This is a genomic window from Mycobacterium sp. (assembly GCF_044223235.1).
Lineage (GTDB): Bacteria > Actinomycetota > Actinomycetes > Mycobacteriales > Mycobacteriaceae > Mycobacterium.
In genome coordinates this window covers 12,489-26,918 of sequence record NZ_JBGAME010000031.1, presented here as the reverse complement: position 1 = coordinate 26,918, position 14,430 = coordinate 12,489, and the positions used below count along the sequence as shown (strand labels likewise).

Sequence of the window (14,430 nt, the reverse complement as noted above, 5' to 3'; positions counted from 1 at the left end):
TTGGGTCCGCACACCACCACCGAGCGGCCAACCCACAGTTGTTGCACTTTCCGAGCAGTCACGGCGAAGGCATTCTCTTGGGGCGGCAAGCAGGGCGATACTGGGGATCGGGCCGGCGAGCGGAGCGAGCGTGAGGCCGGCGAGCGGAGCGAGCGTGAGGCCGGCGAGCGGAGCGAGCGTGAGGCCAAGGTGACGAGCCAGACAGGCGGACACGCCAGAGTCCGACGGACTGTGTCGGTGGTCTTCGCGGACGTCACCGCCTCTACCGCGCTGGCCGAACGTCTCGACCCCGAGTCGTTTCACGATGTGCTGGACCAATACTGCGCGGCCTGTACTTCTGCGGTCGAGCGCCATGGCGGCCGGGTCGCCAAATTCATCGGCGACGCCGTCGTGGGCGTCTTCGGTCTGCCGGCGGTGCACGAGGACGACGCGCTTCGCGCGGTGAGGGCCGCCCTCGAGATTCGCAGCGCAGTAGCGGCTCTCAGCGAGACCCTGCTGCGCGAACGCGGAATCGAACTGGGTTGCGCTGTGGGCGTGAACACGGGCGAAGTGTTCGCGGCCCCCGGCGCAGCGGCGCAGGAGCAATATCCGGCGGGTGACACGTTCTACGTCGCTGCACGCCTGCAGCAGATGGCGCAGGGTGGCGAGATTCTCATCGGCGAGCAGACTCACGCGTTCGTAGACCGGGCGGTTCGCACCGAGTCCCTGGGGCCGACCGCCTTGAAGGGCCGAACGGCACGAGTGAGTACATGGCGCGCGATCGAGCTCAGACCCCCCAACGATGCGGTGTTACCGGCGTCGTCGACGCCGTTCGTGGGCCGCGCCGCCGAGCTCGGTGAGCTGCGAGGCCTGCTCGCAGAGGTTCTCCAGACGCCGTCGTGTCAGATTTGCTCCGTCGTCGGGTCGCCAGGCATCGGCAAGTCACGGCTGATACGCGAGCTGCGCGCGATAGTCGACCGGGAGACAACGGCTGTGCTAGGTCGTTGCGTCGCCTACGGACAGGGCGTCACCTATCGGCCGCTGGCCGACATCGTCCGAAGCCTGGGGGACGGCGACCCGCGCTCGACGCTGCTCGAATTCCTCCACGATGACGAGCGGGCCGACGTGGTTGTCAGCCGGGTGCTCGGGGCGATCGGCCCCGCCGAGGGGGCGGCGCCACCTAGTGAGACGTCATGGGCCGTGCGGCGCCTCTTCGAAGCCCTCGCACGGAAGCGTCCACTCATCGCCGTGTTCGAAGACCTACACTGGGCCGAACCAACCTTGCTCGACCTGCTCGAGCACGTCGCGGAATCGTCGAGCGGCTTCCCCATCCTGCTCCTCTGCTCGGCGCGTCCCGAGCTACTGGAGACCAGACCGGGGTGGGCGGAGCAGCCGAAGCACCACCTGCTCGACCTCAAACCGCTGCCGACCGCCGACGCGAGCGAGCTTGTGTCCCGATTAGCGGCCGAGCAGCTTCGGAAGCCGACGCTCACGAGGATCGTCGAACGGGCAGAAGGCAACCCACTGTTTCTCGAGCAGCTCGTCGCCGTGCAGCAAGAGCACGGCCACGCCGCCACGCTGCCGCCGAGCATCCGCGCCGTGCTTGCGGCCCGCATCGATGCCCTCGAACCGGGCGAGCGGCTGGTGCTCGAACGCGCCTCTGTGGAAGGACGCAGCTTCCACACCGCGGCGGTCGTCGAGTTGCTTCCCGAAAGGGAGCGACGCGCCACCACCGCCACCTTGCACTCGCTCGTCCGCAGACAGCTGATCAAGCCGGACTCTGCGGACGCGGCCGGCGGGGATGCGTTTCGCTTCGCCCACGCGCTCGTGCGCGAGGCGGCGTACGAGGGGCTGCCGAAGCGCTTACGGGCGGAATACCATGAGCGCGTAGGTAATTGGCTCGCTACGCGCGGCGGCGAGAGCGACGAGATCGTCGGCTACCATCTGGAGCAAGCCCACCGGCATTGGCGCGAACTCGGCTTCCTCGGCCCCCGTACCCAGGACGTCGGCAGAGCCGCCGCGACACGGCTCGAGTCAGCGGCGCGCGGGGCTCTCCAACGCGGTGACCTGCCGGGTGCTGTCGCACTGCTCGAACGGGCAGCCGCGCTGCTCCCTCCAGAAGACCCGGAGCGCACTGCACTTCTGACTCGGCTCGGCGCAGCGCTCTTCGAGGCCGGGAGGCTCGCGGATGCCGACCGCGTGCTCGACGAGGCGACCGACACGGCGCGCAGGCTCGATCAGCAGAATCTTGAGTCAAGCGCAAGGGTCGAGCGCCAGTTCGTGCGGCTTCACCGCGAGCCCAACAGCGAGGCAGTCGAGGCCGCGTGCCGCGCTGCGGACGGCGCATTGCAGGTACTGGCGGAGTATTCCGACGACTTCGGCCTATCGCGTGCCTGGTGCCTGCGTGCCGCGATCGACTGGCTCCGCGGACAGGCGGCACGGGCCGATGACGCGTGGGCCCGGGCGGCGGAGCACGCGAAGCGAGCGGACGAACAATGGCAGTTGTTCTGGATCCTCGGTTGGCGTGCCTCCGCAGCAGTGTATGGACCGACTCCCGTCCGAGCTGCAAGCGAGCGCTGCGCCGCAATCCGTGAGCAGGTCGACACCAGCGCCGTTGCGGTCGCGGTCACGCTGCATCCGCTCGCGGTACTCCACGCGATGCTCGCGGAATTCGACACGGCTCGCTCGCTCATTCGCAAGGGCAACCAAATTCTCGAAGAGGTCGGCGGGACGCTGGTGATGCAATCCGCGCATGCGCACCACGAAGCAACCGTCGAGATGCTTGCTGGCCGCCCCGAAATCGCCGAGGATCGGCTGCGCGCCGGCTACCACAGGCTCGAGGAGATGGGTGAGCACGCGCTGCTGTCGACATCCGCGGCGATGCTTGCGCAGGCCATTTACATGCAGGGGCGCGCCGACGATGCGGAGCGGTTCTGTGCCGTGAGCGAAAGAACCGCGGCGGCAGACGACCTCTCGACGCAGGTGCTTTGGCGGAGCGTGCGTGGCAAGATCCTTGCCCACCAGGGGCGATTCGACGAAGGAACGGCGCTCGCTCGGGAAGCCGTGAGGCTCATCGAGCGAACCGACCTACTCTGCGACCACGCAGATGCCTTGCTCGATCTGGCTCAGGTGCTCAGTCTCGGGCCGCACCCGACCGAAAAAGAGGAACGTGCTCTTGTGCAGACGGCCATTGTGCTGTACCAACAGAAGGGCAATCTCGTCTCCGCGAAGAGTGCGCGGTCGCTCTTTTCAGCGCTCGCCAAGATCTGAGGAGACGCCGATCGACCGGGGGGTCAACGAAATGCCAAAAGGTGCGTTTACAAGAGCGATCATGAAAAAGGACGGCAGTGCCGCGGTGACGGGGCCGTTCAGCCTGCTGTCAGGCGAGCCCAAAAAGCCTGTCCTAGTGTCATTTTACCTCGTCCAGCCATCCGGCGAGGTCGATGATGAGGGAAATCCGAAGCTCATCACGGTGGGTGGAGACGGACGCTGGTCGGTCGACGCCGAGGAGTGGGAAGGAACGTGCGAGGCTAATCTGCTCCAACTGGGCAAAGCGTGGGGATACGGAATGGCTATCCTCGTGCAAGAGGATCCCCCAGGATTCGCGACTTGGACCTGGCAATCTCCACTTGACGTGACGTGATGAGCGCCTCCTCTACTTGAGCACGAACGAAGAGAAGTCCTGGGCGAAAAGCAGGTGGTGGTAGGCCTTCTCGAAGTCCAGCCGCTCTGAGGTGAACGTGCTGAACTGCTCGTTGCCGTACGGCGCCCACACCGCCTGCTCCATGTACGCCTTATCGAGCGCGGCGTACTGATCCGCGACGCCACCGTCGCCGAGCTGTTTCTGAAGCAATTCATCCAGCTCGGCGTCGTTGGCCGCAATGGCGACCCGGGAGAAGTTGTTGCTGTTGGTCGGCAGAATGCTCTCGCCGTACAGCAACGGACGGAAGAAGTCGTCAGGATGCGGGAAGTCCTGGAACCAGTTCGCGAATCCGGTGTCCAGGTCCGGCGTCGACTCGTTGCCGATCGTCGCCCAGTAGACGTCACCGGCGATCACATTCAACTTGGCGCGGAAACCCAATTGGGTGAGTACGTCGTGGTAGTACTCCCCGATCCGCTTGTGGTCGGGCTCGTCGTCCGTCCACACGGTGATGTCGCGGTCGGCTGGATTGGCCTCGGCGACAAGCTGTCTGGCCTTGTCCATATCGGGTCCCGGGTACAGTTCGTACTCCTGGTAGCCAGGCATACCCGGAGGCAAGATCTGCTGCGTCGGATGCAGGCGACCGCCGAAGATCCGGTTCAGCGCTTCGGGATCGACCGCATAGTTGACGGCCTGTCGGACCCGAACGTCGTTGAACGGGGGCTTCTGCGTGTTCATGAAGAAGTAGTACGTATTGATCGAATCCTCCAGGCGGAAGCGATCGCCGTACTGCGACGTGACCTCGGCCAGGCGGTCGGGCCCCGGCTGGTCGATCATGAAGTCGGTCTTGTTCTGCTCGATGTCGGTGACCTGTGCGCTGTCATTCTTGTTCTCGACGACGGTGATCGTGTCCACCCCAGCGTCGGCGACCTCGTCCGCGCCGGCGTCTTTCACCGTATGGAAGTTCGGGTTGCGCTCCATCGTCAGCGTGTGGGGCGCATCCACGTTGCCAATCATGAACGGACCGCTCGACGGCGGTGGGTTGTTCGTCGCGTCCTCATCAAGCGGGGTGGTGGGTGGAATGGGTGCGGCGAATATCAGCCCCAGCACGTTGTTGAACGTGCCGTTGGGGGCCGTCAACGCAATCGTGATCTCACCGGTCTCATCGTTGGTGGTGATGCCGCTGATCGTGTCGGCCCTGCCTTCGGCGTATTCGGTGGCACCCACGATGGCGTCGTAGAACACCGACCCGCCGGAATTGGTCTTGAACAGCCGTTTGATCGCATAGCTGAAGTCGGAGGCCTTGATCGGCGTGCCGTCGGAGTACTTCATGCCAGGCCGAAGCGTCAGCCTGTATGTCTTTCCGTCGAGCGAGATCTCCGGCATGTCTTTAGCCAGACCGGGAACGACCTGCGTGCCGGCGTCGCCCGCTTCGTGCTTGTACGTGAGCAAGGGGGTGTAGACATTCCACAGCACCTCCCAGCCCTCGACCGTGTAGGAAAGCTGCGGATCGATGTAGTCGGGGAACGACGTTGTGGTGACGGTGATGTCGCCGCCTCCCGGACCCGTACGCACGCTTTCCTGGTTGGCGCCGCAGGCGGCGATCCCCCATACGACCACCCCGATGACGCTGACGATGAAAACCGTACGCAGCGCACTCATAATTTCCCCGCGGTACGGAGTGCGGACGGTCCGTATCCGTACGCAGAACACTCTGCCCGATTCGGTTCACCGTTCGGAACAGATCGACGATCTTCGAATTCGAACGATCGATCAACGCTTGACCGCGCGGGTTGACCTGCTCTGATGCTTGCTCCCCCGGCTGGACTCGAACCAGCAACCCTTCGGTTAACAGCCGAATGCTCTGCCAATTGAGCTACAGGGGACTGCCACACCACGCGGATCCTGTCCGCGGGCCGAACGAGACTCTAGCGCACCGCGCACCCTGCCCGCCAATAGGATCCCGCTGGGGAGCACCTCGGCCGGTGAGGCAGGATGGATGGCACGCGCGTTCGTCGGGAAGGGGTCTCGTGATCGGGTACGTCGCCGCAGCGGCGGTCGGCTATGTGATGGGTTCGAAGGCGGGCCGACGCCGCTACGAGCAGATCGCAGGCACCTACCGCGCCATCACCAGCAGCCCGAGCGCCAAGGCGCTCATCGATGCGGGACGTCGCAAGATCGCCAAACGGGTCTCCCCCGACCCACAGCTGGTCACCCTCACGTCGATCGATGAGGAAACGTCAGTACTGGGTCCGGAGAACCCCTCAGCGCGCTAACTGCGCGTGAACGACCCGGCGGTCAGCCGATGGGCCGGCGCCGTCAGCCGATGGACTGGTTGATCGAGGTGCCAGGCAACAACGGCCCGGTGGTGATGCCGGGGCTGCCACTGCCCGGGCTGCCCCACGCGACCGGCGGAACACCGCCGACGACGGGCTGGCCGTTGGAGTACGACAGGCACTTGCCGTCTTCCTTGTTGCCGAACCACGCCAGGCAGGGCGGGGCGGCCTGTGTCTCCGCGTTGGGAGTAGTCAACGCCGACGCCGCGACGGGCGCCGCAACCGCGGCAGCCACGAATGCTCCGACGCCGATAAGCCGACGCACCCGGATGCTCGACGACGAATTGTTCGAAGTCACCTGCTCGCCTCTCTCGCGTGGTCCCCGACGCCAGGACAGCGACTACACCTTATCCCGAGTGCAGCGGTTCACGCAGTCAAGTCGTCTCCGCTGGCCTGTTCCAGCAGACTGCGGCGATACGCCTCCATCGCGACGAGATCCCCGAACAGTGCGTGGTACTCGTCGCCCTGTTCCACCGGCGACATCCGCTGCAGCTTGGACTTCACCTCGGCGATCTGCCTGCCCACCCACACTTCTTGCAGCCGCGCCAGCACCCCGCTGATATAGCGGGGCAGCCGCTCGTCATCCTCGACGCGGATGGCCTCCACTCCGAGCTCGTTGACCAGGCTAGCGGCGGCCTGCGACGCGGTGCGGTCGCGGACCGCCTCGATCCACTGCGCCCCGGACATCCCGGCCGACGTGCCGCCCGCGGCGTCGAGCGCCCCGCGCACCGCCGCGTAGCCGGGGTGGGTGAAGCTCTCGACCGTCAGCGCGTCGAAGACAGGACCGGCCAGCGCGGGATACTGCAGCGCGGCCTTGATGGCCTCCCGCTGGGGCCACAGCGTGGGGTCCGCCGGATCGGGCCGGGCCGGCGCGTCCGGCACCGTCCGGGCCGCACGCGGTCGGGTGGCCTCCGCCGCAGCACGTCGCCGTCCGCGTTCGGGCATGCCGCGGCCCTGCGCCTCCTCGCGCACCCGGTTGAGCACCTGCCCCTCGTCGAGCCAGCCGGTCCAGCCCGCCAGCCGTCGCGCGTACTCGTCGCGCAGCGCGTAGTCGCGGATCCGCGCCACCAGCGGCACCCCGCGGCGCAACGCGTCGACCTGCGCCTGCGGGTCATTGTCAAGGGCGTCCCCGTCGGGGATCAGGCTGCGGATGGCGAACTCGAACATCGGGATCCGGCGGGCGACCAAGTCGCGCAGCGCCTCGTCACCCGACTTGAGCCGCAGATCGCAGGGATCCATCCCGTCGGCGGCGATCGCCACGAACGACTTCCCCGCCACCTGCTGGTCGCCGTCGAAGGCCTTCAGCGCCGCCGCCTGACCGGCTTCGTCGCCGTCGAACACGAAGATCAGCTCACCGCGGTACCAGTTGTCGTCCATCATCAGGCGGCGCAGCAGCGCCAGATGTCCGTCGCCGAACGCGGTGCCGCACGAAGCGACCGCGGTGGTCTCGTCGGCCTCGTGCATCGCCATCACATCGGTGTAGCCCTCGACCACAACGGCCCTGTGCGACTTGGCGATATCACGCTTGGCCAGGTCGAGGCCGAACAACACCGACGACTTCTTGTACAGCACCGTCTCTGGTGTATTCACGTACTTGGCGCTGATCGGGTCGTCGTCGAACAGCCTGCGCGCTCCGAAACCGATGGTCTCACCGCTGCTGGCCCGGATCGGCCACAGCAGCCTGCGGTGGAACCGGTCGATCGGGCCGCGTCTACCCTCGCGCGACAACCCGGCCGCCTCGAGCTCCTTGAATTCGAAACCCTTGCGTAGCAGGTGCTTTGTCAACGCATCCCACCCGGACGGGGCGTAGCCGCAGCCGAACCGGCCGGCGGCGCCCGCGTCGAACCTGCGGTCGCGCAGATACTGGCGTGCCGGGCCGGCCTCGTCGGACTCCAGTGCGGCCGCGTAGAACTCCTGCGCGGCCGTGTTGGCCGCGAGCAGCCTGCTGCGGCTCCCCCGGTCGCGCTGCACGTTGGTGGTGGAGGCGCCGCTGTAGGTGACGGTGTAGCCGATGCGGTCGGCGAGCACCTCGACCGCCTCGACGAAGCTGACGTGTTCGATCTTTTGGATGAAGGCGTACACGTCGCCGCCCTCCCCACAGCCGAAGCAATGGAAATGGCCGTGATTGGGGCGCACGTGAAACGACGGTGACTTCTCGTCGTGGAAGGGGCACAGGCCCTTCAGCGAATCGGCGCCCGCACGGCGCAGCTGCACGTAGTCGCCGACGACGTCCTCGATGCGGATGCCCTCCCGGATGGCCGCGATATCGCGATCCGGGATCCGGCCCCGCCCACGGGTCGCTTCAGCCATCGGCTCAGTCTATGCGTGGCCGTCGGGCCCGCTACGCGGGTTCCAGTCGCTCCAGGCGCCCCTCGGTGAACGACGCGATCTGGTCCACGACGGCCCTCAGCCGGGCGCCGTCGTCGGCGGCCGCGTTGTACGCGGCGGCGTTGATCGGGTCCAGCGTCGCGGGGGCACCGGCCAGCAGCCAACCTGCGACCAGGTGGATCCGTTCGCGCTGTTGCTCCTGCAGCCTCAGGTGGCGGGGGTCGGACATGATGAACTGCAGCGCCAGGATCTTGAGCACGGCGACTTCGGCCCGCACCTCCTCTGGCACCTGCAGCGCGGCCTGGTACCGCACGTGCGGTCCCGGACCGGAGGCCTCCCGCGTCGCGGCGATGGCTGCGTTGGCGAACCGGCCAACCAGCTCGCTGGTCAGTCGCTTGAGCGCGACGGAGGCAGCCAGCGTCGCGTCGTACTTGCCGACCGCTGCCACGACGGGCAGCTCCGAGAGCCGTTCCGCGGCGGAGATCAGGTCGTCGGCGGTCAGCCCCGCACCCATCCCGTGCGACTCGCCAAGCCGCCCCAGCTCGTTGGCGGCGTCGGTGTCGGCAAGCACCCGGATGTCGATGCGCCCGGAGACCACGCCGTCCTCGACGTCGTGCACCGAGTAGGCGACGTCGTCGGCCCAGTCCATCACCTGCGCCTCCAGGCACGGCACGGCCGTCGGTGCGCCGTCGCGCACCCACTCCGCGACCGCGCTGTCGTCGTCGTAGAAGCCGAATTTCGCGCCCGGCGCAGCGCGTCGCCACGGATACTTCGTCACCGCGTCCAGACCCGCGCGGGTCAGGTTCAGCCCGACGCTGCGTCCCGCCAGATGGCCGTGAGTATCAAGAACTTTGGGTTCCAACCGGGTGAGGATCCGGAAGTTCTGCGCATTGCCCTCGAATCCGCCGTAGGGGGCCGCGAACTCGTTGAGCGCCCGCTCACCGTTGTGACCGTAGGGCGGATGGCCGATGTCGTGGGCCAGCCCGGCCATGTCGACCAGGTCGGGGTCGCAGCCCAGTCCGACGGCCATCCCGCGGCCGATCTGGGCGACCTCCAACGAGTGGGTCAGCCGGGTGCGCGGCGTCTCACCGTCGCGGGGACCGACCACCTGCGTCTTGTCCGCCAGCCGGCGCAGCGCGGCGGAGTGCAGCACCCGCGCCCGGTCGCGCGCGAAGTCGGTGCGATGCTCGCCGTCCGCGCCGGGCAGCGCGGCGCCCTTGGGCGCCTCGGCCACCAACCGCTCGCGGTCGAAGTCGTCGTAACTGTCCTGCGCGTTCACCGAGGCACAGTCTGCCAGGGTGCACCGGGCACGAGCCGACTGACCGATCACGCCAGGACAGCATCGAACGTCGGTACGAGTCACTACATTGGCCACCATGCGCATCGCACGCCTGCTGGCCATGCTGCTCGCCGTTGTGGCCGTCGGGGTTCTGATCGCCCCTGGCGCGACGGCCGAGCCGCCGTTCCGGCTGCAGACACAGGTCACCGATAACGCGGGCGCGCTGTCCGGTTCGGAGCTCGACCAGGTGCGCGGCGCCGTCGACAAGCTGTACGACGACCGCCGTATCCAGCTCTGGGTCGTGTTCGTACCGGACTTCGCAGGCCAGAGCGGCCCCACCTGGGCGCAGAACACCATGACGATGAGCGGTTTCGGCGACGATGACGCGCTGCTCGCCGTGGCCACCGAGGCCCGCGAGTATGCGTTCCAGGTGCCCTCGACGGCGCCGGGGGACGCGGCCTCGCGGGCCACCGAGATCCGCCGCAACGACATCGAACCCATGCTGAGGCAAGGAGATTGGGCGGGAGCGGCGGTGGCGGCCGCCGATGGTCTCAACACCTCGTCCGGATCCGGGATGTCGCCGCTGGCGATGGTGATCGCGCTGGTGATACTGCTGCTCCTGGTGGTGGCGCTGTGGCTGTGGTCGCGCCGACGCCGACGCAAGCGGCGTGAAGCCGAGTTCGCCGCCGCGAAGCGGGTGGATCCGACCGATCCGAACGCGCTGGCGTCGGTGCCGCTGGAGGCGCTCGATGACCTGTCACGATCGATCGTCGTCGATGTCGACAACGCGGTGCGCACCAGTGACGGTGAACTCGCTCTTGCGGTCGAGGAGTTCGGGTCGCGCGAGACCGAGCCGTTCAGCCACGCGGTGGCCAACGCGAAAACCGCGCTGGCGCAGGCGTTCAACGTGCGCCAGATTCTCGACGACGCGATCCCCGAGACCCCGCTGCAGCGGCGCGACCTGCTCACCCGGGTGGTGGTGGCCGCCGCGAAGGCCGACCGCGAACTGGAAGCCCGCAGCGATGCCTTCGAACAGCTGCGCGACCTGGTTATCAATGCGCCGACACGGCTGGACTCGATGACCCAGCAGATGGTCGACCTGACGGCCCGCATCGGCCCGTCGGAGCAGGCGCTGCGGGCGTTGCACCAACAGTTCGACCCCGCCGCGCTGACCTCGGTGGCGGGCAACGTCGACACCGCCAAGGAACGGCTGGCCTTCGCCGATCGCAACATCACCACCGGCCGCGGTCTCGTCGCCCGTCCGGCCGGTGGACAGACCGGCCTGGTGGATGCCGTCCGCGCCGCCGAATCGGCGTTGGGTCAGGCCCGCACGCTGCTCGACGCGGTGGACAGCGCCGCCGCCGACATCAACCGGGCTGTCGCCGGGCTGCCCGCCGCGATCGCCGATATCCAGAACGGCATCGACCAGTCGGGCACACTGCTGCAACAGCCCGATACGCCGCAGGCCGCCGAGCTCTCCTCGGCCCGCGACGCGGCGGCCGCGGCGGTGGCCGAGGCCAACAAGAACGGAACCGCCGATCCCCTCGGCACTTTCACCCGGCTCACCAAGGCCGACGCCGACCTCGACCGCCTGCTGGCCAGCGTTCACGAGCAACGTGATGCGGCCGAACGCCTGGCCCGCTCACTGGACCAGGCAATGTTCAGCGCGCAATCGCGGATCAAGGCGGTCTCGGACTTCATCGACACCCGCCGCGGCAGCATCGGCCCCGAGGCACGCACCCGGCTCGCCGAAGCCAACCGACACCTGGAAGCCGCGCAGGCGAAGCGGTCCAGCGATCCCACGGAAGCGGTAGCCCACGCCAACGGCGCGGCCATGCTGGCGGCGCAGGCGCAGTCGTTGGCGAATCAGGATGTGCAGGCCGCGCAGCGCTCCTACTCGCAGAGGCCCGGCAACGGCGGCGGGTCCGATATCGGCGCGGTGATCGGCGGCATCATCATCGGCAACGTGCTGCGCGGCGGGTTCGGCGGTGGCGGCGGCTACGGCGGCGGCCGCAGTTCGGGACGCCCGACGTCCTACGGCGGATCGTCACGATCGTCGGGCCGCAGCTACAGCGGCGGCGGCGGGCGCTTCTAAATTTCCCTCCCGGCGAGCGTGCGTGTTTGTGCACCGACACAGCGGCGTGTCGGTGCACCGACACGCACGCTCGCGCCAAGAAGGAAGAAGCCAGAAGAGAACTAGCAGCCCTTGAGGCGCACTGCCAGGTAGTCCGACACCTCCGACAGCGCAACCCGGTCCTGGGTCATGGCATCACGCTCACGCACCGTCACCGCGTGGTCCTCGAGCGAATCAAAGTCCACCGTCACGCAGAACGGCGTGCCGATCTCGTCCTGGCGGCGGTAGCGCCGCCCGATCGCGCCGGCGTCGTCGAAGTCGACGTTCCAGTTCTGGCGAAGCTCGGCCGCCAGGTCACGCGCCTTCGGCGACAGGTCGGCGTGCCGGGACAGCGGCAGCACCGCCGCCTTGACCGGCGCAAGCCGCGGATCCAGCCGCAGCACCGTGCGTTTGTCGACACCGCCCTTTGCGTTGGGTGCCTCGTCCTCGGCATAGGCATCGACGAGGAACGCCATGAACGAGCGTGTCAGCCCGGCCGCGGGTTCGATCACATACGGCACGTAGCGGGTGTCGGTGGCCTGGTCGTAGTACGACAGGTCGACGCCGGAATGCTTGGAGTGCGTGGACAGGTCGAAATTGGTGCGGTTGGCCACGCCTTCGAGTTCACCCCACGGGTTGCCCTGGAAGCCGAACTTGTATTCGATGTCGACCGTGCGGTCGGAGTAATGCGACAGCTTATCTTTCGGGTGCTCGTAGAGGCGCAGATTGTCCGCATCGATGCCGAGGTCGACGTACCACTGCAGCCGGGTGTCGATCCAGTACTGATGCCATTCGGCCGCGGTGGCGGGTTCGACGAAGAATTCCATCTCCATCTGCTCGAACTCACGGGTGCGGAAGATGAAGTTGCCCGGCGTGATCTCGTTGCGGAAGCTCTTGCCGGTCTGGGCGATTCCGAACGGCGGCTTGCGCCGCGAGGTGGTGACGACGTTGGCGAAGTTGACGAAGATGCCCTGGGCGGTTTCCGGACGCAGGTAATGCAGCCCTTCCTCGGTCTCGATGGGGCCGAGGTAGGTCTTGAGCATCATGTTGAAGTCGCGCGGTTCGGTCCACTGCCCCTTGGTGCCGCAGTCGGGGCAGACGACCTCGTCCATCGGCACCGAATCGGGGTCGCTGAGGCCCTTTTTGGCCGCGTAGGCCTCCTGCAGGTGGTCCTGCCGGTGCCGGTGATGGCAGTTCAGGCACTCCACCAGCGGGTCGTGGAACACCTCGACGTGGCCCGACGCCACCCACACCGGACGCGGCAGGATGATCGCGCTGTCCAGGCCGACGACGTCGTCGCGGCTGGTCACGACGGACCTCCACCACTGCCGCTTGATGTTCTCCTTGAGCTCGACACCGAGCGGGCCGAAGTCCCACGCCGACTTTGTGCCGCCGTAGATCTCGCCGGACTGGTACACCAGGCCTCGGCGTTTGGCCAGGTTTGCAACGGTGTCGATGATCGACGAAGACGGGGCCACGGTGCAACAGCGTAGCGACCGGCGTCGGCGGCCCTCGCCGCGCGTCCATCAGCGTTGACATGCGTGGCGGCGCATGTATTCTCAGACTCAAATGAAAACCATTTCCAATTCGCTCGGCGGCCACCTCCACGGCGCCACGCCCCCGCCCGACCTTCCCCCACGCGAGGTGCTCGACGCGGCGGGTGAGATCCTGCGCGCGCTGGCCGCCCCGGTTCGTATCGCGATCGTGTTGCAGCTGCAGCAGGCGGAGCGGTGTGTGCACGAGCTGGTCGACGCGTTGGAAGTGCCCCAGCCGCTGGTCAGCCAGCATCTGCGGATCCTCAAACAGGCAGGCGTGGTGTCCAGTGAGCGGTCCGGCCGCGAGGTGCTCTACCGGCTTGTCGACCACCACCTCGCCCACATCGTGGTCGACGCCGTCGCCCACGCCAGCGAGGACCGACGGTGAGCGGGACCGGGGTGCGCTCGACGCGCCAGCGGGCGGCGATCAGCGAACTGCTCAACGACCTCGACGACTTCCGGTCGGCCCAGGAACTGCACGACGAACTGCGCCGCCGCGGCGAGGGGATCGGCCTGACGACCGTGTACCGCACCCTGCAGTCGATGGCGGCGGCAGGCCTCGTCGACACCTTGCGCACCGACACCGGCGAATCGGTCTACCGGCGCTGCTCCGACGACCACCATCACCATCTGGTCTGCCGCGTCTGCGGTTCGACCGTGGAAGTGCAGGCCCGCCAGATCGAGTCGTGGGCTGCCGACGTCGCCCGCGAGCACGGCTTCTCCGACGTCAGCCACACCGTCGAGATCTTCGGCGTCTGCAGCGGCTGCGCGTCAGGACACTAGCGCCCTGCGCACGTCCGCGCCGTTGGACAGAACCATCACGATCAGTGTGCGCAGCGCGTCGTCGGTCAGACCCGCGGCGGGAAAGTTGTAGCGCAACAGGACATCCGCGGTCTTCTTCGAATTGCGCTTGGCCGCGGCGGCAGTCTCCGCATGGCCGGCCTTCGTGGCCAGCGACACCGTGCCCAACAGCGTGTGGTGCGCATGCTCGGCGACCGCGGCCCGAAGCTTGGCGTCCAGCGGCAGATCCCACGCCAGCACCTGGGTCAGCGACACCAGCTCCAGCCCCTCGGCGATGGTCACCACGCGCAGCGACCCGAAGGTGCCGTCGTGCTGCACGGTGAGCGCGCCGTCATCCTCGCGCTGGATCGGCATGACCGCGTCCAGAACGGTCACCAACCGCTCCTGGAGGTTCATTCGGCTCGGCCGCTCTGCTCGAT

Annotated in this window: 12 protein-coding genes and 1 tRNA gene; 6 read left to right on the top strand and 7 right to left on the bottom strand. The window is 67.5% G+C overall.

Features of this window, described 5'->3' with window-relative positions; translation table 11 throughout:
* Nucleotides 1-237: 237 nt before the first annotated feature.
* Nucleotides 238-3,249, top strand: a complete 3,012-nt coding sequence (locus tag ADBZ6K_RS23985; RefSeq protein WP_526351396.1) for an AAA family ATPase — start codon at nt 238-240, stop codon at nt 3,247-3,249.
* 61 nt (nt 3,250-3,310) lie between these two features.
* Complete coding sequence (locus tag ADBZ6K_RS23980) at nt 3,311-3,622, top strand: hypothetical protein (RefSeq protein ID WP_526351394.1); 312 nt, start codon at nt 3,311-3,313, stop codon at nt 3,620-3,622.
* Nucleotides 3,623-3,634: 12 nt separating this feature from the next.
* Here the strand turns inward: ADBZ6K_RS23980 and ADBZ6K_RS23975 are convergent, their stop codons facing one another.
* Entirely contained in the window at nt 3,635-5,281 is a 1,647-nt protein-coding gene (locus ADBZ6K_RS23975) for an ABC transporter substrate-binding protein (protein ID WP_526351392.1), read from the bottom strand.
* A 151-nt stretch (nt 5,282-5,432) separates the two neighbouring features.
* Nucleotides 5,433-5,505 (bottom strand) — tRNA-Asn (locus tag ADBZ6K_RS23970).
* A gap of 144 nt (nt 5,506-5,649) precedes the next feature.
* Here ADBZ6K_RS23970 and ADBZ6K_RS23965 point away from each other — a divergent pair.
* Complete coding sequence (locus ADBZ6K_RS23965) at nt 5,650-5,895, top strand: hypothetical protein (protein WP_526351390.1); 246 nt, start codon at nt 5,650-5,652, stop codon at nt 5,893-5,895.
* A 43-nt stretch (nt 5,896-5,938) separates the two neighbouring features.
* Here ADBZ6K_RS23965 and ADBZ6K_RS23960 read toward each other — a convergent pair whose 3' ends face one another.
* From ADBZ6K_RS23960 to ADBZ6K_RS23950, 3 genes are all read right to left on the bottom strand, one after another.
* Nucleotides 5,939-6,253, bottom strand: a complete 315-nt coding sequence (locus ADBZ6K_RS23960) for a DUF7155 family protein (RefSeq protein WP_526351388.1) — start codon at nt 6,251-6,253, stop codon at nt 5,939-5,941.
* Nucleotides 6,254-6,321: 68 nt separating this feature from the next.
* The gene (dnaG, locus tag ADBZ6K_RS23955) at nt 6,322-8,265 is read right to left on the bottom strand and encodes a DNA primase (RefSeq protein ID WP_526351386.1); all 1,944 of its coding nucleotides are present in this window, start codon (nt 8,263-8,265) and stop codon (nt 6,322-6,324) included.
* A 31-nt stretch (nt 8,266-8,296) separates the two neighbouring features.
* Nucleotides 8,297-9,562, bottom strand: a complete 1,266-nt coding sequence (locus ADBZ6K_RS23950; protein ID WP_526351384.1) for a deoxyguanosinetriphosphate triphosphohydrolase — start codon at nt 9,560-9,562, stop codon at nt 8,297-8,299.
* Between the two features lie 97 nt (nt 9,563-9,659).
* On the opposite strand from ADBZ6K_RS23950, the gene ADBZ6K_RS23945 reads away from it, so the two are divergent.
* Nucleotides 9,660-11,657: a TPM domain-containing protein gene (locus tag ADBZ6K_RS23945; protein WP_526351382.1), complete on the top strand. Its 1,998-nt coding sequence runs from the start codon at nt 9,660-9,662 to the stop codon at nt 11,655-11,657.
* Between the two features lie 101 nt (nt 11,658-11,758).
* On the opposite strand, the gene ADBZ6K_RS23940 is transcribed toward ADBZ6K_RS23945, so the two are convergent.
* A complete protein-coding gene (locus tag ADBZ6K_RS23940; RefSeq protein ID WP_526351380.1) occupies nt 11,759-13,153 on the bottom strand; it encodes a glycine--tRNA ligase in 1,395 nt (464 codons plus the stop codon).
* A 73-nt stretch (nt 13,154-13,226) separates the two neighbouring features.
* On the opposite strand from ADBZ6K_RS23940, the gene ADBZ6K_RS23935 reads away from it, so the two are divergent.
* On the top strand, nt 13,227-13,598 hold the full coding sequence (locus tag ADBZ6K_RS23935; RefSeq protein WP_526351378.1) for an ArsR/SmtB family transcription factor: 372 nt from the start codon (nt 13,227-13,229) through the stop codon (nt 13,596-13,598).
* Nucleotides 13,595-13,993, top strand: a complete 399-nt coding sequence (locus ADBZ6K_RS23930; RefSeq protein WP_526351376.1) for a Fur family transcriptional regulator — start codon at nt 13,595-13,597, stop codon at nt 13,991-13,993. The genes ADBZ6K_RS23935 and ADBZ6K_RS23930 overlap by 4 nt, the downstream gene beginning before the upstream one ends.
* Here the strand turns inward: ADBZ6K_RS23930 and ADBZ6K_RS23925 are convergent.
* Nucleotides 13,982-14,407 carry a hypothetical protein gene (locus ADBZ6K_RS23925; RefSeq protein WP_526351374.1) on the bottom strand — a complete coding sequence of 142 codons (426 nt, stop codon included), beginning with the start codon at nt 14,405-14,407 and terminating at the stop codon, nt 13,982-13,984. The two genes, ADBZ6K_RS23930 and ADBZ6K_RS23925, sit on opposite strands and share 12 nt — an antisense overlap.
* Nucleotides 14,408-14,430: the final 23 nt, after the last annotated feature.